Origin of the sequence: Streptomyces sp. NBC_00683 (assembly GCF_036226745.1) — a bacterium.
Lineage (GTDB): Bacteria > Actinomycetota > Actinomycetes > Streptomycetales > Streptomycetaceae > Streptomyces.
Window position 1 is genome coordinate 5,024,101 of the sequence record NZ_CP109013.1, and the last position, 18,882, is coordinate 5,042,982.

Sequence of the window (18,882 nt, forward strand, 5' to 3'; positions counted from 1 at the left end):
AGCCCGGGCAGCGCCCAGGACGGCCTAGGCAGTGAAGCGCCGCGCTCCGGCCGGCGTGACCACGGCATCCACGGGGTGGTCGTGCGGTTCCTCCGGAACCTGCGCGACCACCTCGTCGTCGTACAGCAGGACGACGAGGGCGGGGTGGGCCCCGGCCGCCGACAGCCGGGCCAGTACCCGGTCGTAGCTGCCGCCGCCCCGGCCCAGCCGCATTCCGCGCCGGTCCACCGCGAGCCCGGGGAGCAGGACCGCGTCGGCGTCGAGGACCGCGGCCGGCCCCAGACGCGCGCCGTCGGGCTCCAGCAGCCCCCGGCCCGCGGGCAGGAGGTGTTCGGTGCCCTCGTACGCCGCCCAGTCCAGGTCGTTGTCGGCCATGAGTACCGGCAGCAGCACCCGTACGTTCCGCGCACGCAGCGCGTCCAGGAGCGGGCGGGTCCCGGGTTCACGCCCCACGGACACATAGGCGGCGACGGTCCGGGCTCCGTCGAGCTCCGGAAGAACGAGTGCGGCCGAGGAGAGAACCGCCGCGGCGTTTTCGACGTCCTGAGAGGTCAGGAGCCGTCGCGCGGCGAGCAGTTCGCGCCGCAGGGGCGCCTTTCCGGACATGTCGTGGTTCACGGGTGCTCGCATAATTCTCGTATGGGGTTGTATGAGTACGAAGTTAACCGGACGCTCATCTTCCGCCCATACGTACCCGTTAGAGTCTGCGTATGACTCAGTCGCGCCCCAGGATCAGCAAGGCCGTCATCCCGGCTGCAGGTCTCGGCACCCGGTTCCTGCCGGCCACCAAGGCCACTCCCAAAGAGATGCTGCCTGTCGTCGACAAGCCCGCCATCCAGTATGTCGTCGAAGAGGCGGTCGGAGCAGGCCTCTCCGACGTTCTGATGATCACCGGTCGGAACAAGCGTCCCCTGGAGGACCACTTCGACCGGAACTACGAGCTGGAGTCCGCGCTGACCCGCAAGGGAGACGCCGAACGGCTCTCCAAGGTCCAGGAGTCCAGCGACCTGGCCACCATGCACTACGTCCGCCAAGGCGACCCGCGCGGCCTCGGCCACGCGGTCCTGTGCGCCGCGCCGCACGTCGGTGACCAGCCGTTCGCGGTCCTCCTCGGCGACGACCTGATCGACCCGCGCGACCCGCTGCTCGCCCGGATGGTCGAGATCCAGGAGCGCGAGGGCGGCAGCGTCATCGCGCTGATGGAGGTCGACCCGTCGCAGATCCACATGTACGGCTGCGCGGCCACCGAGGCCACCGCCGACGGCGACGTCGTACGGATCACCGGGCTGGTCGAGAAGCCCGACCCGGCCGACGCGCCCAGCAACCTCGCCATCATCGGCCGCTATGTCCTGGACCCCGCGATCTTCGACATACTGCGTCACACGGAGCCCGGACGCGGGGGCGAGATCCAGCTCACCGACGCACTGCAGCTGCTGGCCGAGGACGAGAAGACCGGCGGCCCGGTGCACGGCGTCGTCTTCAAGGGCCGCCGCTATGACACCGGTGACCGCGGCGACTACCTGCGTGCCATTGTCAGACTCGCGTGCGAACGTGAAGACCTGGGTCCGGACTTCCGGACCTGGCTGCGCAGTTACGTCAACGAGGAGTTGTAGACAGCTTGAGCGCCACGATCTGGTCGGTGGACGAGCACCTGGACGACATCCTCGCCGCGGTGAGGCCGTTGGAGCCCATCGAGCTGCAGCTGGCCGACGCGCAGGGCTGTGTCCTGGTCGAGGACGTCATGGTCGAGGTCGCTCTGCCGCCCTTCGACAACAGCTCGATGGACGGATATGCCGTCCGGGTCTCCGATGTCGAGGGCGCCAGCGAGGAGTTCCCCGCAGTCCTGACGGTCATCGGCGATGTCGCGGCGGGCGACGGCGGACTCGCCGACGGCCGGTCGGTGGCTCCCGGCGAGGCGGCCCGCATCATGACCGGCGCCCCGCTGCCCGCGGGCGCCGACGCGGTCGTCCCGGTCGAGTGGACCGACGGGGGTACGGGCGGCGGCCCGGCCGAGTCCATGCGCGCCCACAGCGACGCCCCGGAAGGGGCGAGCGGTGAGGTCCGTGTCCACCGCCCCGTCGCGGCCCGCGCCCACGTCCGGGCCCGGGGCAGCGACGTCCAGCCGGGAGATCTGGCCCTGCGCGCGGGATCGGTCGTCGGACCGCCGCAGATCGGGTTGCTCGCCGCGATCGGCCGCTCGACGGTGAAGGTGCGGCCCCGCCCGCGCGTCGTCGTGCTCTCCACCGGCAGCGAGCTGGTGCAGCCCGGCGAGGAGCTGACCGGCGGCCGGATCTACGACTCCAACAGCTTCGCGCTGACAGCGGCAGCCCGGGACGCCGGGGCCATCGCCTACCGGGTGCCCGCGGTCGCCGACGACGCGGAGACGCTGCGCGCGACGATCGAGGACCAGCTGATCCGCGCGGACATCGTCGTCACCACCGGTGGCGTGAGCGTCGGCGCGTACGACGTGGTCAAGGAAGCCCTGTCCTCCGTGGGTGACGAGGACGACCAGGGCAGCGGCATCGACTTCCGCAAGCTGGCCATGCAGCCGGGCAAGCCGCAGGGCTTCGGCTCGATCGGCCGCGACCACACCCCGCTGCTGGCGCTGCCCGGCAACCCCGTCTCCTCGTACGTCTCCTTCGAGTTGTTCGTACGGCCGGCGATCCGGACCCTGATGGGGCTGAAGGATGTCCGCCGCCCGACGGTCCGCGCCACGCTGAGCACGGACAAGGCGCTCGCCTCGCCGTCCGGCAAGCGGCAGTTCCTGCGGGGTACGTACGACTCCGAGGCGGGCACCGTCACCCCCGTCGGCGGTTCCGGATCGCATCTGATCGCCGCGCTCGCCCAGGCGGACGCGCTGATCGTGCTGCCCGAGGACGTCACCTCCGCGGAGCCCGGCGCGGAGACCGAGGTGATCCTCCTCCGCTGACTTCCGCGCGGTGGCGGTACGGTATCTGGCGCTGTGCCTTACCGGGGGAAGCCCCCCGGACCCCCGGCCCGCCCGCACGTGTGTGTGCGGGCCGAGCGGGCAACCGGCGCCCTACCGCTAGGCGGAGTGAGTTGAGTACGCAGAACAGGCTGACGCACATCGACGAGGCGGGCGCGGCCCGCATGGTCGATGTGTCCGAGAAGGACGTCACGGCGCGCGTCGCCCGGGCCAGTGGCCGGGTCCTCGTGTCGCCGCGTGTGATCGAGCTGCTCCGGGGTGAGGGCGTCCCCAAGGGCGACGCGCTCGCGACCGCGCGGATCGCCGGAATCATGGGGGCCAAGCGCACCCCGGACCTGATCCCGCTCTGTCATCCCCTCGCCGTCTCCGGTGTGAAGGTCGATCTGAGCGTCACGGACGACGCCGTGGAGATCCTCGCCACCGTGAAGACCACCGACCGCACAGGGGTCGAGATGGAGGCGCTGACCGCCGTCTCGGTCGCCGCGCTCACGGTGATCGACATGATCAAGGCGGTCGACAAGAGCGCGGTGATCACGGACATCCGGGTGGAGGCGAAGTCGGGCGGCAAGTCCGGCGACTACCGCCGCCCCGCGCCGGAGGGGGCGGACGCATGACCGTGCCCGACAACGACCCCTCGGGCACCGTACCGCCCGCACCGGACCCGTCCGGCGCCGCGCCGGCTGCCCCGTACACCGCGCTCGTCGTGACCGCGTCCAACCGCGCATCGGCCGGCGTCTACGCCGACAAGGGCGGCCCGGTCATCGTCGAGGCGCTCACCGGTCTCGGATTCGCCGTCGACGGCCCCCAGGTCGTTCCGGACGGCGACCCCGTCGAGGCGGCCCTGCGGGCCGGCGCGGCAGCCGGCTACGACGTCATCCTCACCACCGGTGGTACGGGCATCTCGCCCACCGACCGGACCCCGGAGGCCACCCGGCGCGTCATCGAACGCGAGATCCCGGGCATCGCCGAGGCGATCCGTGCCGAAGGCCGGGACATGGTCCCGACGGCCTCGCTCTCGCGCGGCCTCGCAGGTATCGCGGGAGGCACCCTCGTCGTGAACCTCCCCGGTTCCACGGGCGGGGTGCGCGACGGCCTCGCCGTCCTCAGCAGGCTTCTGGTGCACGCCGTCGATCAGGTGCGCGGCGGCGATCACCCCCGACCGGGGAGCTCGAGCTGAACGTCCCGACCTGGCCGGTGATCCTGACCGACGGCGAGATCACCCTCCGCCCGATAAAGATGCGTGACCAGCGCATGTGGCGTGAGGTCAACCGGCGCAACCGTGACTGGCTGCGCCCCTGGGAGGCGACCGTCCCGCCACCCGCGCCCGGCGCCCCGGTTGCCCAGCGCCCCACCTACCGTCAGATGATCCGCCATCTGCGCTCCGAGGCGAACGCGGGCCGGATGCTGCCCTTCGCCATCGAGTTCGAAGGGCGTCTCGTCGGGCAGTTGACGGTGGCCGGGATCACCTGGGGATCGATGTGCTCGGGCCATGTCGGCTACTGGGTGGACCGGGGTGTGGCGGGCCGTGGTGTCATGCCGACCGCGGTGGCGCTCGCCGTCGACCACTGTTTCCGCAACGTCGGTCTGCACCGGATCGAGGTCTGCATTCGGCCCGAGAACGGCCCCAGCCGGAGAGTCGTGGAAAAGCTGGGATTCCGTGAGGAAGGGCTGCGTCCCCGCTATCTCCACATCGACGGTGCGTGGCGGGACCATCTGATCTTTGCCCTCACCGCGGAAGAAGTCCCTGACGGGATGCTCCGGCGCTGGCGCAGAGTGCGGCCGGCGGCGCCACGCACTCCCGGGGAAATGAAATAAGTGTTCGAAATTGATCGCTCTCTGAGCACTAGCGAACCCACTCGCGTCGACTGCTGATCTGAACAATCGCAAAAAAAGTCCGTGATATCAGCCGGATCGAGCGACACACCGGGCCAATTGGCGGATGCCGCCGTGCAAACCCCTCTACGGTGTGAGCGTGAGCAGCAGCGGCCTCATCTACGCAGTCATTGTCGGGGCCTGGGCCGCCTACTTGGTGCCGATGTGGCTCCGCAGGCAGGACGAGCTCAATGAGGCCCGTCCGACGGAACGCTTCAGCACCGCCATCCGGCTGCTGTCCGGACGGGCGGCGATGGAGCGCCGGTACGCCAAGGAGCTGCGGGAGCGCGATGCCGAGGAGGCGCCCGGCGACGTCGACCCGGATGCCGTCACGGACCGATTGGGTTCCGTGGACGTCCGGGCCTTCTCCGCGCCCCCGGCGCACACGGAAGCCCGGTTGCACGACCCGGTGCGTGAGCGTCCCGCCCCGGAGCGCCCGCGCGCGCAGGCGGCCCGGCCCGCGCCCGTACAGCGCGCGCGTACGTCGAGTGCGGAAGCCGAGCGCGAGCGGCGGGCCCGGCGCTCGAAGGTGCTGGCGCGCCGTCGGCGTACGACCATCGTCCTGTTCCTGGCGTTCACGCTCGGCGCCGTCGTCGCGGCGGTCGGCGGACTCCGCTTCCTGTGGGCGCCCGCCGTCCCGGCCGTGCTGCTGAGCACGTACATCGTGCATCTGCGCGCCCAGGAGCGGCGCCGGTTCGCCTTCACCATGGACCGCCGCCTTGCCGAGGTGGCCGCGCAGCGGCTCCGCGAGAACCGTCCCCGCAGGCACCAGCCCGCGACAACGGCTCCCGCCGAGCCCGACGAGGAGCCCGAAGGGCGCGACTCCCACCCGGTGCCCGCCCCCACGGTCTCCCCGCAGGAGGCGGGCCGCCGCGCCCTCGTCGAGCAGACGGACCACGCGGAGTGGGTGGACCAGCAGCGCGAACGCGGGCCTGCCCAGGGCGACAGCTGGGAGCCGGTCCCGGTCCCCCTCCCGACGTATGTCACCGCCCCGGTGGCCCCGCGCGCCACGGGCGGTGTGGAGGTCGGCGACCCGGACACCTGGAGCGCGGCCCGCTCCAGCACGGCGGAGCCCACCCAGACGGGCACGGCGCACCCCGCCGAGCCCGCGGCGGACCCGGCGCCGCGCCGACGCGCCAACCAGCCCCGCCGCACGCGCGACCGGGGCCGGACGCCGCTCTTCGACCAGTACGACGACGGGGACCGGCCCCGTGCGGCCAACGAGTGAGACCGGTGGCGACGCCGACTCGGCTGACCTGCGGCATACGGATTTCCGAGCACCCCGGTGGGGGTGCTAAAGTTTCACTCGTTGCAAGGGCCTGTGGCGCAGTCTGGTAGCGCACCTCGTTCGCATCGAGGGGGTCTGGGGTTCAAATCCCCACAGGTCCACCGCAGCTCAGAGCCCCTACCGGGGAAACCCGGTAGGGGCTCTTTGGCGTCGTACAGCAGCGAAGTGCCCGTGCCGGTGCGGGGGCTGCTCGGACAGTCGCGCGAGCACGGAGCCCCGCCCGGTGTCTTCCGGGCGGGGCCCTCGCGTCATACGTCGAGTACGCCGACTGTCTGGCCGCCGGTGGTCTCGCCGGTCGTACGGAAGCCCAGCTTGAGATAGAAGTCCCCGGGCCCGTCCTCGTCCGGCTCCCACGACACGTACATCAGGGTGCCGCCGCGCCGCCGTATCTCCTCGCGGACGGCCTCGACGGCGAAGCGCCCGTACCCCTTGCCCTGGTGGGCGGCGGCGATGTTGAGCCGCCAGAGGCCGCTGCGGCGGTCGTCGGGGTCCTTCTTGGGGGCCCACTGGATGTCCAGGAAGGCCATCAGGAAGCCGACGAGCCGGTCGCCGTCGAAGATGAGCCGGGGCCAGGCGGGCTCACCGAAGGCGTACGCCTCCGCCAGCGAAGTCGCGACGGGACTGACGTTCCTCTCCTGGTGGGGATGGACGCGCAGGGCGAGCGCGGCATCGACATTGTCGGGGGTGATCTTCTCCAGGCGGAGCGCGGTGGACATGGGCGGATGCTATCGATGCCCCGGGGGCGAACGCCCGTGAATACGCACGTGAGAAGCCCCCCGCCCACCGGGAATCGGCGGGGGGCTTATCGACCGTCAGCGCCGGGCGCTGCGGCGCGTGGTGAACCAGGCCAGGGAGCCGAGGGCCACGAGAGCGGCGGCCGCCAGGGCGGCGTACAGCGACGCCGTGGAGTCGGAGCCGGTGGTGGCGAGGGAGCCGGTGGTGGCCCGGGTAGCACCCGCCGAAGGCGTCGAGGGCGCGGACGGGGCCGGCGCGGCGGCGGAGCTGCTGGTGGAGGGCGTCACCGTCGGGGTGGTGGAAGGCGTGGTGGACGGGATCGTGGTGGGCGTGGGCGTGGCCTTCACCGGGCCGAGCGTGATCTTCGTGTCGGGGGTACCCGCGAAGGGGTAGTTGTTCCCGGCGTCCAGGAGGGTCTCGGTCCGCAGGGTGATCGGCGTGGGGCCGGTGACCGCGGTGTCGGCGGCCAGCTTGATCCGCAGCGGCACCACGCGCTCGCCCGAGTCCACGCCGAAGCCCTTCTGGATCGTCGGAAGGGTCGCGAAGAAGTCGTCACCCTTCAGGGCCTTCCAACCGCCGTCCACCTTCGCCTCCACGACGAGGCCCGCGTTCCGCACCTTGCTGTCGCCGTAGGAGGCGATCAGCTGGCTGCGCACGGCGTGGTTGAACGTGCCGTGGCCGCCCACCTTGTAGTGCAGGTCCAGGCCCTGGCACTGGCTCTCGGGGAGGCCCTCGCAGCCGCCGGTCCTGTCCATCCAGGTGCGGAACGTGCCGGGCTCGTTGTTCGGGGCCACGTCGAAGGCCAGGGTGTCGGGTCGCTCCAGCTCGGGCCGGACGCTGGCGGCCGTCAGCTCGAAGCCGCCGTTGATCGTCGGGTACGACTTGGTGAGGCCGATGGTGACCTTCCACGTCAGCTCGGAGCCGGCCGGGACCTGGAAGCCGTCGCCGGCGCTTCCGGAGGCCGGGTGGAACATGCCCTGCCATCCGCCGTCCTGGTGGCCTACGAGCACGGCGGTCGCGGGGGCGTTCACGGGCTCGACGCGGTAGGTGATGTCAGCCGTCTGGAGCGGGCTCGGGCCGGCCTCGTCGAGCAGCAGCCACGGGTGGTACTGGCGCGCCTTGGTACCGGGGTTCTCCACGGTCAGCTCGAAGGTCTCGGTGGCGCCGCCCCGGGTGAGGGGCCCGCTCGATGCGGGCGTTCCCAGCTCGACGCGCAGCAGCGGCTGGCTCTCGGCGTGTGCGATGAAGGGGACGAGGGCGGTACCGGCGATCGCAGCGGCGACGACGGCGGCTGCGCGGGCGGGAGCGAGCATGAGTGGATTCCCCCCAGGAATCGTCGAGGACGCACTGACACGAGGACAGCGGGCCCTTGATGGCATGGCGGTGCGATGTGGTGCGCAGAAGTGCAGGGAGTCGGCAGAGCGCCGATCCCGTGGAACGAAGTGCTGGACTCCCGCTTCCCGTCCGGTTCTGCATTTCCCCCCGGCGGCCCTGCGGTGTGCGCTCATCATCGGGTACGCAGGGTCGCTGAACCATCGTCACCGTGTCACCACTGGGCAACAGAGGACGGTGATTACTCTGTCGCCTAGGCTGTTCCTGCTCACCTGGCCGCCCGGTGGCCGCAGTTGACGGTTGTCCGGTGTTCGGGGGAGCGCCAGTATCCGCGATTCCGTACGGAGGAGCGTCCTGTGACAGCCGGTATGCCCAGCTCTCGAATCGACACCAGCAAGCCGCATCCGGCGCGCGTCTACGACTGGCTCCTGGGCGGCAAGGACAACTACCCCGTCGACCAGGCGGTCGGGGAGAAGCTGCCTGCCGAGGCGCGGGCCAACGCGGCGCGGAACCGGGCCTTCATGCACCGTGCCTCCGGCTGGCTGGCCCAGCAGGGCATCGACCAGTTCCTGGACATCGGTACCGGGATACCCACCTCCCCGAATCTGCATCAGATCGTCCAGGCCGTCACGCCGCGGGCCCGGGTCGTCTACGCCGACAACGACCCCATCGTGCTGCGTCACGCGGAAGCGCTCATGGTCGGCCGGCCCGAGGGGGCGACCGAGTACATCCACGCGGACGTGCGGCAGCCGGGGGCGATCCTCGAACGCGCGGGTGAGGTGCTCGACTTCGGTCGCCCCCTCGCGCTGTCCCTCATCGCGCTGATGCACTTCCTGCCCGACGACCAGGACCCGTACGGCATCACGAGGACCCTGGTGGGCGCGCTGCCGTCGGGGAGTTACCTGGTCCTCTCGCACGGGACGGCCGATCAGCACCCGGAGCTCCGGCAGGAGACCGAGTCCGCGTACCGCAAGGGTGAGATCTCGTTGCGGATGAGGACGCGCGGCGAGGTCGAGCCCTTCTTCGAGGGGCTGGACCTCGTGGAGCCGGGGCTGGTCTCGGCGACCGAGTGGTACCGGGAGCAGCCCGCGCCGGTGTACGAGCGGAGCGGGTTCTACGTGGGTGTGGCGCGGGTTCCCTAGGAAGGCTGCCGCAGCGGTTTGGCCATGCAGATGCTGCTCTCGTACGTCCGGTAGTGGCCGAACTTCGTGCAGGGTGTGTAGCCGCTGGAGGTGTACAGGGCGATCGCCTCCTGCTGCTTGTCGCCGGTCTCCAGGACCATGCGGGTGCGGCCGGCGGCCCGTGCGTCGGCTTCCAGGGCGGCGAGGATCCGCCGGGCCAGGCCGTTGCCGCGGCCTTCGGTTATCACGAACATCCGCTTGATCTCGGCGTCGCCGTCGGAGTAGCCCTCGGCGTTCCGCTCCTGCGAGCGCCAGCCGCCGGTGGCGAGAGGCCTGCCCTGACCGTCATAGGCGAGCAGGTACAGTCCGCGCGGCGGATCGAACATGGTGGCGTCGAGCGGTGTGATGTCGCCCCCATCTCCGTAGCGCTCGGCGTATTCGAGCTGCACCAGGTCGTTGAGTTTGACGGCGTCGGGGTGGTCGAAAGGCCGAGGCTGGATATTCATGCGAGTCATGGTACAGGTATGCACTAGCGGGTATCGGTACTGTGCCGGGATGCTCACCGTAACCAGTGTGAATGTGAATGGGCTCCGCGCTGCCGCGAAGAAGGGCTTCGTCGAGTGGCTGGCGCAGACGGAGGCCGACGTGATCTGCCTCCAGGAGGTCCGGGCCGAACCGCAGCAGCTGCCCGAAGAGGTACGTGACCCCGAGGGCTGGCACACCGTGCACGCCCCGGCCGCGGCCAAGGGGCGCGCCGGTGTGTCCATCTACACGCGGCACGCCCCGGAGCGCGTCCAGACCGGGTTCGGCGGCTTCGGGGACCCGGGGAGCGAGGAGTTCGACGGCAGTGGCCGGTACGTCGAGGTGGACCTGCCGGGTGTGACGGTCGCGAGCCTGTATCTGCCCTCGGGTGACGTCGGTACGGAGAAGCAGGACGAGAAGGAGCGCTTCATGGCTGCCTTCCTGCCCTATCTGAAGGGCCTCAAGGTGCGGGCGGCCGCCGAGGGGCGCGAGGTGGTCGTGTGCGGCGACTGGAACATCGCCCACCGTGAGGCCGACCTCAAGAACTGGAAGTCGAACAAGAAGAACTCGGGCTTCCTCCCCGAGGAGCGGGAGTGGCTGACCCGGGTGTTCGACGAGGCCGCGTACGTGGACGTCGTCCGCGCCATGCACCCGGACGAGGAGGGGCCCTACTCCTGGTGGTCCTACCGTGGGCGGGCGTTCGACAACGACGCGGGCTGGCGCATCGACTACCAGGTCGCGACCGGCGGCCTCGCGGCCCGCGCGGTGAAGGCCTGGGTCGAGCGGGCGGCCACGCACGGCGAGCGGTGGAGCGACCATGCGCCGGTGACGGTCACGTACGAGCGGTAGCCGGTCACTTCTCCGTGGTGCCGGTGTCGTCCTCGCCGCGCAGCCGCCGGTCCAGGGCCATGGACAGTTCGGCGTCCACCACCGCGTGGGCGAGGCTGCGCATCCGGTCCGGTTCGGTGCCCTCGGCGTGGGTGTTCATGACCCGGACGAAGAGATCCGCGAGCGCCTCGGCGTGCTCGCGGACCAGGCGGCCGGAGGAGAGCACCGCGGAGAGCGGCACTCCCTCCCGTACGAGCTCCGACGAGGCCTCCAGCAGGCGGCGGCTGATGTGCACGATCTCGTCGCCGTCCGTGGCGAGGTAGCCGAGGTCCAGGGCCGCGGCGAGGTTCTCCGCCGTGGCCTCGTCGCTGAAGTAGTCGGCGAGTTGCTCGGGAGAGAGCCGGACCGGGGTCTCCTCGGTCGGCTCTCCCAGGCCCAGCACCTCGGCGACATCGCGGCCGCTGTCGAAGGTGGTGGCGAGGTCGGCGATGCCGTTGAGGGTGTGGCCGCGCTCCAGCAGGCCCGTGATGGTGCGCAGGCGGGCCAGGTGGTGGTCGTCGTACCAGGCGATGCGGCCCTCGCGGCGAGGCGGCTGGATCAGCCCGCGCTCACGGTAGAAGCGCAGGGTGCGCACGGTGATACCGGCCTCCTTGGCCAGCTCATCCATGCGGTATTCGCGGTGCTCGCGTCCTTCAGCCACACCCGCACCCTATGTTGTACCGCCGGTAACTTTCCTTGGTGCGACCCCTACCCATCGGTACGGTCCTGCTCTACCCTCCCAACAATGCCAGTGATTGCTGGCAGAGTCGTGTGACGTACCGCGGGGAGGCGGCAGCATGGCCCAGCACGAACACGTACGAGTGGCGGTGATCGGATCCGGATTCGGGGGCCTCGGGGCCGCTGTCCGGCTGCGCCGTGAAGGCATCACCGACTTCCTGGTCCTGGAGCGGGCCGGCTCCGTCGGTGGCACCTGGCGCGACAACAGCTATCCGGGCTGCGCCTGCGACGTACCGTCCCACCTCTACTCCTTCTCGTTCGCGCCCAACCCCGACTGGCCGCGCACCTTCTCCGGGCAGGAGCACATACGCGCCTACCTGGAGCACGTGGCCGACACGTTCGGGCTGCGCCCGCACCTCAGGTTCGACCACGAGGTCACGGTCATGCGCTGGGACGGCGACGAGCTGCACTGGGTGATCGAGACGGCCAACGGCGTCACCGTCACCGCCGATGTCGTCGTCTCCGCGACCGGTCCGCTCTCCGACCCGAAGCTGCCGGACATCCCGGGTCTCGCCGAGTTCCCCGGCAAGGTCTTCCACTCGGCCCGGTGGGACCACGACTACGACCTCACCGGCAAGCGCGTCGCGGTGATCGGCACCGGTGCGTCCGCCATCCAGATCGTGCCGGAGATCCAGCCCAAGGCGAGCAGGCTCACGCTGTTCCAGCGGACCCCGCCCTGGGTCATGCCGCGCATGGACCGAGCCATCAGCGGGGCCGAGAAGTGGCTGCACCGCACGCTCCCGTTCACCGGCACCGCGCGCCGCGGACTGCTGTGGGGCATTCGGGAGCTGCAGGTCGGCGCGTTCACCAAGCACCCCGACCAGCTGGGCCTGGTGGAGCGGATAGCCAAGGCCAACATGGCGCGGGCGGTCAAGGACCCGGAGCTGCGGGCCAAGCTGACCCCCTCGTACCGCATCGGCTGCAAGCGCATCCTGCTCTCCAACGCCTACTACCCGGCGCTCGCCCAGCCGAATGTGGACGTCGTCGCCTCGGGGCTGGCCGAGGTGCGGGGCTCCACCGTCGTCGCCTCCGACGGCACGGAGACCGAGGCCGACGTGATCATCCTCGGCACCGGCTTCCATGTGACGGACATGCCGATCGCCGACCGGGTCGTCGGCGCCGAAGGCATCACGCTCGCCGAGTCCTGGAAGGACGGCATGCAGGCGCTGCGCGGCGCCTCCGCGGCGGGCTTCCCCAACTGGATGACGGTCATCGGCCCCAACACCGGGCTCGGGAACTCCTCCATGATCCTCATGATCGAGTCCCAGCTGAACTACATGGCCGACTACCTGCGCCAGCTGGACGTCCTGGGCGGACGCGCCGCACTCGGCGCACGGACCTCCGCCGTGGGCGCGTGGAACCGGCGGGTCCAGGACCGGATGAAGCGGACCGTGTGGAACACCGGCGGCTGCACCAGCTGGTACCTGGACTCCACCGGGCGCAACACCACGGTCTGGCCGGGGACGACGGCTGAATTCCGGCGGGCCACGCGCTCGGTCGACCTCGGGGAGTACGAGGTCATCCGGCCGCCCGCCGTCAGCACCGCGAAGAAGTCCGTCACCGAGGAGGTCGCACGATGAGCCGACTGCTGCACCGGGCGGACGTCCCGCCCGTGCCCGTACGCGAACTGACCGCCGTGTCCGCCGACGGCGCGCGCATCCACGTCGAACTGCACGGACCCGAAGGCGCCCCCGCCGTGGTCCTGGCGCACGGCTGGACCTGCAACACGCACTTCTGGGACGCGCAGGTGCGTGACCTGGCGGCGGACCACCGGGTCGTCGTCTACGACCAGCGGGGCCACGGCCGTACGCCGGAGGCCGGTGCGGACGGATACGGCACGCAGAAGCTGGCCGACGATCTGGAAGCGGTGCTGAGGGCCACGCTCGCGCCGGGGCAGAAGGCGGTGCTCGCCGGGCACTCCATGGGCGGGATGACGCTGATCGCCGCAGCCGGGCGGGCCGCGGTGCGCGAGCACGGGGCCGCTGTTCTGCTGTGCAGCACCGGCAGTTCGCGGCTGACAGCCGAGTCGCTGGTACTGCCGATGCGGGCCGGCGCCCTCCGTACGCGGCTGACCGGGAAGGTCCTCGGGGCGCGGGCGCCGCTCGGGCCGGTCAACGCGGTCTCGAAGGCGATCCTCAAGTACGCGACGATGGGCCGCGGTTCGTCCCCCGAGCGGGTCGACGCCTGTGCCAGGATCGTGCACGCGTGTCCCCGCAAGGCCCGTGTCGCCTGGGGGCATGTGCTCGCGGAGCTCGATCTCGAATCGGGCGTAAGGGAGTTGCGGCTGCCGACCGCGGTGATCGCGGGCACGGAGGACCGGCTGACGCCGCCGGTGCACGCGCGGGCCATCGAGGCGGCGCTGCCCCAGAGCCTCGGGCTCACGGAGCTGACGGGTATGGGTCATATGACGCCGGTCGAGGCGCCCGAGGTGGTCACCGCGAAACTCCGGGAACTGGTGGCCCGGTACGTCACCGCGGACAGTGCGGCGCAGGCCGTGCACGAGGAGGAGGTCGCATGAGCGGCAGGCGGAGTCTCGAAGGGCAGGTCGTGGTCGTCACCGGCGCGGCCCGCGGTGTGGGCGAGCTGCTGGCCCGCAAGCTCTCGGCGCGCGGTGCCACGCTGGCACTGGTGGGGCTGGAGCCGGACGAGCTGAAGAAGGTCTCGGAGCGGCTGCACGGGGAGAGCGACCACTGGTACGCGGATGTCACCGACCATGAGGCCATGGCCCAGGTCGCCCGCGAGGTCAAGGAACGGTTCGGCAAGGTCGACGTCGTCGTCGCCAACGCCGGGGTCGCCTCGGGCGGTCCGTTCGTGGACTCCGACCCCGTCGCCTGGCGGCGGGTCATCGAGGTGAACCTGATCGGCGGCGCGGTGACGGGGCGGGCGTTCCTGCCGGTGCTCATGGAGAGCCGCGGGTACTTCCTCCAGATCGCCTCGCTGGCCGCGATCACCCCGGCGCCGATGATGAGCGCGTACTGCGCGTCCAAGTCGGGCGTGGAGGCGTTCGCGCACAGCCTGCGTGCGGAGGTCGGCTACCGGGGGGTGAAGGTCGGGGTCGGCTATCTGTCCTGGACCGACACGGACATGGTGCGCGGTGCCGACGAGGACGACGTCATGCGGGAGTTGCGGGGGCGGCTGCCGTGGCCGACGAACCGTACGTATCCGCTGGGTCCGGCCGTGGACCGCATCGTTGCCGGTATCGAGCGGCGGTCCGCGCATGTGTACGCCCAGTGGTGGCTGCGCGGGATGCAGTCGGTGCGCGGGTACCTGCCCATGCTGATCGGGGCGGTCGGGCAGCGGGAGATGAAGCGGTTCGGGCCGCGGCTCGAGGGCGTCAGTAAGGGGCTCGTGGGGGCCGGCGGCGAGGCGGACAGGGCGGCGCGGGCCGAGCGTCAATGATCGAAATGCGATGAATGTCCGGGTGTGTAAGTCTGAGCGAGGCCCCACCGGGGCCAACCCCACGCACCCACATAGGAGTGAACAGCATGGGCATCGCAGACCAGTTCAAGGACAAGGCGCAGGAGCTTGCCGACCAGGCCAAGCAGCAGCAGAAGAAGGCCGGCGGCCGGCGGGACGAGCGGCACGACCGCCCGTCCGACGCCGACGAGCAGCGTGCGGACCGTGCCGCTCGTCCCGCCGGTCAGTCCGGCGTGCGGGAGCGGGCGCAGGGCGCTTCGGACCAGGCGCGCGAGCGTTTCGACCGTTGACGTGAGCTCGGCGGCGCGGGGCGTCTGACGCGTCTGCGTTGCTGCGTTGCTGAGGGGCGCATCCGGAGTACCGGGTGCGCCCCTTTCGCGTGCGCGGGGCTTGTCCCCTACCCGCCCCTTCCCGAAACCGTGGGCTCTGCCCCCGGGCCCCCGGTCCTCAATCGCCGGACGGGCTCAAAGACGCCCTCAAGCGCCGGGCGGGCTGGGGGTGGTCGGGCTCAAGGGTGCCCTCAAGTGCCGGGCGGGCTTGAGGTTGTTCGGGGTGGGCTCGAAGGGTGCCCTCGAGCGGGCAGCTCTAAGGGTGCCCTCAAGTGCCTGGCAGGCTGGGGTTGTCGGGGTGGAGCGGAGGTATCCGGGTTGTCGGGTCAGCGTGGTGGTAGTGGGGGGCGGCGCAGGACCGGGGCTGTTGCGTAGGTGGGGGGTGTGGCCGCGGGGTGGACCGCCAGGAGGTCCAGGGCCACCCTTACCGCGTCGTCCAGGACCGCGTGGCGGCCCTCGGCCCAGTCCAGGGGGGTGCGCAGGGCTTCCAGGTCCGGGCCGACGCCGTGGTTCTCGACGGACCAGCCGTACGTGTCGAACCAGGCCGCGTTCATCGGCACCGTGATCACCGTGCCGTCGCCGAGCCGGTGGCGCCCGGTCATGCCGACCACCCCGCCCCAGGTGCGCTGACCCACCACCGGCCCCAGCTTCAGCAGCTTGAACGCGGCCGTGATCATGTCGCCGTCGGAGGAGGTCGCCTCGTCCGCCAGCGCCACCACGGGACCCCGCGGAGCGTTGGACGCGTAACTGACCGCCTGCGCGTTGCGGGTCAGGTCCCAGCCGAGGATCGTTCGGGTGAGCTTCTCGACGACCAGTTCGCTGATGTGGCCGCCCGCGTTGCCGCGTACGTCGACGATCAGGGCCGGGCGGGAGACCTCCAGGCGCAGGTCGCGGTTGAACTGCGCCCAGCCCGAGCCGCCCATGTCCGGGATGTGCAGATACCCGCACTTGCCGCCGCTCAGCTCCCGTACGACCTCGCGGCGCTTGGCCACCCAGTCCTGGTAGCGCAGCGGCCGTTCGTCGACCAGTGGGACGATCGCGATGCGCCGGGACCGGCCGCCGCACTCGCCCCCGGCCGGCCGGAACGTCAGCTCCACCGTGGTGCCGCCCGCCGCCGTCAGCAGCGGGTACGGTCCGGCCACCGGGTCGACGGGCCGCCCGTCGACATGGGTGAGGACCGCTCCCTCCCGGATGCCCGTACCGGCAAGCGGTGAACGGGCCTTGGAGTCCGAGGACTCACCGGGCAGGATCCGCTGGACCGTCCAGTCGCCGTCGCGGCACACGAGGTTCGCGCCCAGCAGCCCGATCGCCCGCTGGTAGTGCGGCGGGCCCTCGTTCCTGCGGGCGGGCGAGACGTACGCGTGGGAGGTGCCCAGTTCGCCCAGGACCTCCCGCAGCAGGTCCGCGAACTCGTCGGGCGAGGCGACCCGTTCGACGAGCGGCCGGTACTGGTCGAGCACGCCGTCCCAGTCGATGCCGCACATGTCCGGTTCCCAGAAGTAGGCCCGGATGATGCGCCCCGCTTCCCCGTAGGCCTGACGCCATTCCGCCGCCGGGTCGACATCGTGCAGGATCCGGCGAAGGTCGAGGAAGACCGTCGAATCGTTGTCGCCGGGCTCGTTGGACGGCACGGCGCGCAGCTCGCCGTCGTCCATCACGACCAGTCGGCTCGCGTCCCCGCTGACCGCGAACCAGTCCAGGTGGTCGACGAGTTCGGTCTTGCGCGCCTTCGCGATGTTGAAGTGCTCCAGCGTGGGCCGGCCCGACATGTCCGAGGGGTTGGCGAAGGTCTCGCCCAGGGCGCCGGAGATCGGCCAGCGCAGCCAGACCAGGCCGCCGCCGCTGACCGGCTGCAGCCCCGAGTACTTCGACGCGGAGACCGGGAACGGCGTCACCCGGCTCTCCAGCCCCTCGAACTCGACGGTGACCGTCGTCCCCTCGACCGTGCCTTCGGGGATGTCCACCGGGTCCAGTCCGCCCGCCGCCGGCCGCCCGTCCGGCAGCAGGGCGAAGGGGGACGGGGTGGCCGAGGAGAGCGGGACCAGATAGGGGCGGCAGCCCAGCGGGAAGGAGAGGTCGCCGGTATGGACGTCGTACACGGGGTCGAAACCGCGCCAGGAGAGGAACGCGAGGTAGCGGCCGTCACCCGTGAAGACGGGGTTCTCGTCCTCGAAGCGGCCGTTGGTGACATCCACTATCACCGGGGCGTCGGGACCGGAGATCCTCGCCAGCTTGATCTGCCGCAGCGACCGGCCCACGCCCGGGTGGGACCAGGCCAGCCACGCTCCGTCCGGCGAGAACGCCAGATCGCGGACCGGACCGTTGACGGAGCGGATGAGTTCGGTGACCACGTCCTCCGCGGGGATTTGGGGGACCGGCGGGGCGTCCTCGGACCCGTCCTCGCCCTCCACGGCCGTCTCCGTCTCCGCCTCCACGGCTGTGTCCAGCAGGAGCAGACGGCCGTCGTTCGCCGCGATGGCCAGGCGCTCGCCCTCCGGGTCCGAGGTGAGCTCCTGGACCCGGCCCAGCTGACCGGAGGCCAGCCGGACCGGCTCGCGGTCGCCGCTGGCCCGCGGGAGGTAGGCGATCTCGATCGCGTCGTCGCCGTCCGCGTCCGTCACGTACGCGACCTTGCCGCTGCTGCCGAGCATCTCCGGCAGCCTGACCCGCACCCCAGGGGTGTCGGTGATCGTGCGGGCGGGCCCGTCGCGGTGCGTGAGCCAGTAGAGGCTGCCGCGTACGGAGACGGCGCTCGCCCGGCCCGTCTCGTCCACGGAGAGCGAGTCCACGTTGCTGGCGGCCGGCACCTGGTACGTGCGCCTCCCCGCCCGGGGCCCGCCGAGCCGTACCTCCAGCTTCCGCGGTACGGCGTCCGGCGACTCCAGGTCGTCGACGAGCCACACATCGCCCGCGCACTGGTAGACGACCCGCTGCCCGTCGCTGGAGGCGTGGCGGGCGTAGAACGCGTCGTGGTCCGTATGGCGGCGCAGATCGCTGCCGTCCATCAGGCAGGAGTACAGGTTGCCGACCCCTTCGTGGTCGGACAGGAACGCGATCCGGCGCCCGACGAACATCGGTGAGTCCAGATGGCCGCCGATGTCCGGCAGCAGGCGCTCGCCGTGCAGCCACAGCCGCCCGGTCGCCCCGCCCCGGTACCGCTTCCACGCGGCGGGCTCGTGCGGCGGCTTGCCGGTGAGCAGGAGGGTGCGCCGCTCGCCGTCGATGTCGGCGACCGCGATGTCGGAGACCGGGCCCCAGGGGAGCTTGCCGCCGGGGCTGCCGTCGGTGGGGACGCTGTAGGCCCACGAGAAGTACGAGAACGGCTGGTTGTGCGAGGACACGGCGAGGATCTGGGACGAGTCGCCGGGATCGGGGCTCCAGCCGCAGACCCGGGCGTCGGTCGAGCCCCAGTAGGTGAGTCTGCGGGCGGGCCCGCCGTCCACGGGGGCCAGATGGATCTCTGGGTCGAGCGTGCGCCAGGTCGTGTAGGCGATGCGGCTCCCGTCGGGCGAGAAGCGCGGATGACTGACCCTGGTCCGGTCGACAGTCAGCCGCCACGCCCGGCCGGGCCGCTGCCCCGCCGGGACGAGGGGGGAGACCCAGAGGTCGTCCTCGGCCGCGAAGCAGAGCAAGTCCTTGTGGAGGTGCGGGAAACGGAGATACGCGACGTCGTCACTCACCCCCCAATGCTTTCCGTGCGAAGGGGCTCCGGCA

The 18,882-nt window shown here is 71.2% G+C and carries 18 protein-coding genes and 1 tRNA gene; 13 read left to right on the forward strand and 6 right to left on the reverse strand.

From position 1 onward, the window contains the following. Positions 1 to 24 precede the first annotated feature (24 nt). Positions 25 to 618 (reverse strand): 5-formyltetrahydrofolate cyclo-ligase, encoded by a 594-nt coding sequence (locus OG257_RS22495; protein WP_443054459.1) that lies wholly within the window; start codon positions 616 to 618, stop codon positions 25 to 27. A 92-nt stretch (positions 619 to 710) separates the two neighbouring features. Between OG257_RS22495 and galU the strand changes: the two genes are divergently transcribed. The 7 genes from galU to OG257_RS22530 all read left to right on the forward strand — a co-directional run bounded on the left by galU (position 711) and on the right by OG257_RS22530 (position 6,208). Further along, on the forward strand, positions 711 to 1,613 hold the full coding sequence (galU, locus tag OG257_RS22500) for a UTP--glucose-1-phosphate uridylyltransferase GalU (protein ID WP_329210111.1): 903 nt from the start codon (positions 711 to 713) through the stop codon (positions 1,611 to 1,613). A 5-nt stretch (positions 1,614 to 1,618) separates the two neighbouring features. After that, on the forward strand, positions 1,619 to 2,929 hold the full coding sequence (gene glp, locus OG257_RS22505) for a molybdotransferase-like divisome protein Glp (RefSeq protein ID WP_329210113.1): 1,311 nt from the start codon (positions 1,619 to 1,621) through the stop codon (positions 2,927 to 2,929). Positions 2,930 to 3,060: 131 nt separating this feature from the next. Then, on the forward strand, positions 3,061 to 3,561 hold the full coding sequence (moaC, locus tag OG257_RS22510) for a cyclic pyranopterin monophosphate synthase MoaC (protein ID WP_329210115.1): 501 nt from the start codon (positions 3,061 to 3,063) through the stop codon (positions 3,559 to 3,561). After that, positions 3,558 to 4,124, forward strand: coding sequence for a MogA/MoaB family molybdenum cofactor biosynthesis protein (locus tag OG257_RS22515; protein WP_329210117.1), 567 nt, complete (start codon positions 3,558 to 3,560; stop codon positions 4,122 to 4,124). Before moaC ends, OG257_RS22515 begins: the two co-directional genes overlap by 4 nt. A gap of 17 nt (positions 4,125 to 4,141) precedes the next feature. Continuing rightward, positions 4,142 to 4,762, forward strand: a complete 621-nt coding sequence (locus tag OG257_RS22520) for a GNAT family N-acetyltransferase (protein ID WP_329210119.1) — start codon at positions 4,142 to 4,144, stop codon at positions 4,760 to 4,762. 157 nt (positions 4,763 to 4,919) lie between these two features. Continuing rightward, entirely contained in the window at positions 4,920 to 6,047 is a 1,128-nt protein-coding gene (gene sepX / locus OG257_RS22525; protein ID WP_443054460.1) for a divisome protein SepX/GlpR, read from the forward strand. Positions 6,048 to 6,134: 87 nt separating this feature from the next. Beyond that, positions 6,135 to 6,208: transfer RNA gene (locus tag OG257_RS22530), tRNA-Ala, on the forward strand. Between the two features lie 147 nt (positions 6,209 to 6,355). On the opposite strand, the gene OG257_RS22535 is transcribed toward OG257_RS22530, so the two are convergent. Beyond that, positions 6,356 to 6,823 (reverse strand): GNAT family N-acetyltransferase, encoded by a 468-nt coding sequence (locus OG257_RS22535; RefSeq protein WP_329210122.1) that lies wholly within the window; start codon positions 6,821 to 6,823, stop codon positions 6,356 to 6,358. Between the two features lie 96 nt (positions 6,824 to 6,919). After that, entirely contained in the window at positions 6,920 to 8,155 is a 1,236-nt protein-coding gene (locus OG257_RS22540) for a hypothetical protein (RefSeq protein WP_329210124.1), read from the reverse strand. 375 nt (positions 8,156 to 8,530) lie between these two features. Between OG257_RS22540 and OG257_RS22545 the strand changes: the two genes are divergently transcribed. Further along, positions 8,531 to 9,316 (forward strand): SAM-dependent methyltransferase, encoded by a 786-nt coding sequence (locus OG257_RS22545; protein ID WP_329210126.1) that lies wholly within the window; start codon positions 8,531 to 8,533, stop codon positions 9,314 to 9,316. On the opposite strand, the gene OG257_RS22550 is transcribed toward OG257_RS22545, so the two are convergent. Beyond that, positions 9,313 to 9,801, reverse strand: a complete 489-nt coding sequence (locus OG257_RS22550) for a GNAT family N-acetyltransferase (protein ID WP_329210127.1) — start codon at positions 9,799 to 9,801, stop codon at positions 9,313 to 9,315. The genes OG257_RS22545 and OG257_RS22550 overlap by 4 nt on opposite strands. Before the next feature lie 49 nt (positions 9,802 to 9,850). Here OG257_RS22550 and OG257_RS22555 point away from each other — a divergent pair, with 49 nt between their 5' ends. Continuing rightward, positions 9,851 to 10,666: an exodeoxyribonuclease III gene (locus tag OG257_RS22555; RefSeq protein WP_329210129.1), complete on the forward strand. Its 816-nt coding sequence runs from the start codon at positions 9,851 to 9,853 to the stop codon at positions 10,664 to 10,666. Between the two features lie 4 nt (positions 10,667 to 10,670). Here the strand turns inward: OG257_RS22555 and OG257_RS22560 are convergent, their stop codons facing one another. Continuing rightward, positions 10,671 to 11,312, reverse strand: a complete 642-nt coding sequence (locus OG257_RS22560; RefSeq protein WP_329215281.1) for a MerR family transcriptional regulator — start codon at positions 11,310 to 11,312, stop codon at positions 10,671 to 10,673. Between the two features lie 169 nt (positions 11,313 to 11,481). Here OG257_RS22560 and OG257_RS22565 point away from each other — a divergent pair, with 169 nt between their 5' ends. The 4 genes from OG257_RS22565 to OG257_RS22580 all read left to right on the forward strand — a co-directional run bounded on the left by OG257_RS22565 (position 11,482) and on the right by OG257_RS22580 (position 15,129). Then, positions 11,482 to 13,002 (forward strand): flavin-containing monooxygenase, encoded by a 1,521-nt coding sequence (locus OG257_RS22565; protein WP_329210131.1) that lies wholly within the window; start codon positions 11,482 to 11,484, stop codon positions 13,000 to 13,002. Beyond that, complete coding sequence (locus tag OG257_RS22570) at positions 12,999 to 13,940, forward strand: alpha/beta fold hydrolase (RefSeq protein WP_329210133.1); 942 nt, start codon at positions 12,999 to 13,001, stop codon at positions 13,938 to 13,940. Before OG257_RS22565 ends, OG257_RS22570 begins: the two co-directional genes overlap by 4 nt. Further along, positions 13,937 to 14,821, forward strand: coding sequence for an SDR family oxidoreductase (locus tag OG257_RS22575; protein ID WP_329210134.1), 885 nt, complete (start codon positions 13,937 to 13,939; stop codon positions 14,819 to 14,821). The genes OG257_RS22570 and OG257_RS22575 overlap by 4 nt, the downstream gene beginning before the upstream one ends. 86 nt (positions 14,822 to 14,907) lie before the next feature. Then, positions 14,908 to 15,129, forward strand: a complete 222-nt coding sequence (locus OG257_RS22580; RefSeq protein ID WP_329210136.1) for a hypothetical protein — start codon at positions 14,908 to 14,910, stop codon at positions 15,127 to 15,129. Between the two features lie 365 nt (positions 15,130 to 15,494). Here the strand turns inward: OG257_RS22580 and OG257_RS22585 are convergent, their stop codons facing one another. Further along, entirely contained in the window at positions 15,495 to 18,848 is a 3,354-nt protein-coding gene (locus OG257_RS22585; protein ID WP_329210138.1) for a S41 family peptidase, read from the reverse strand. Between the last annotated feature and the right edge of the window lie 34 nt (positions 18,849 to 18,882).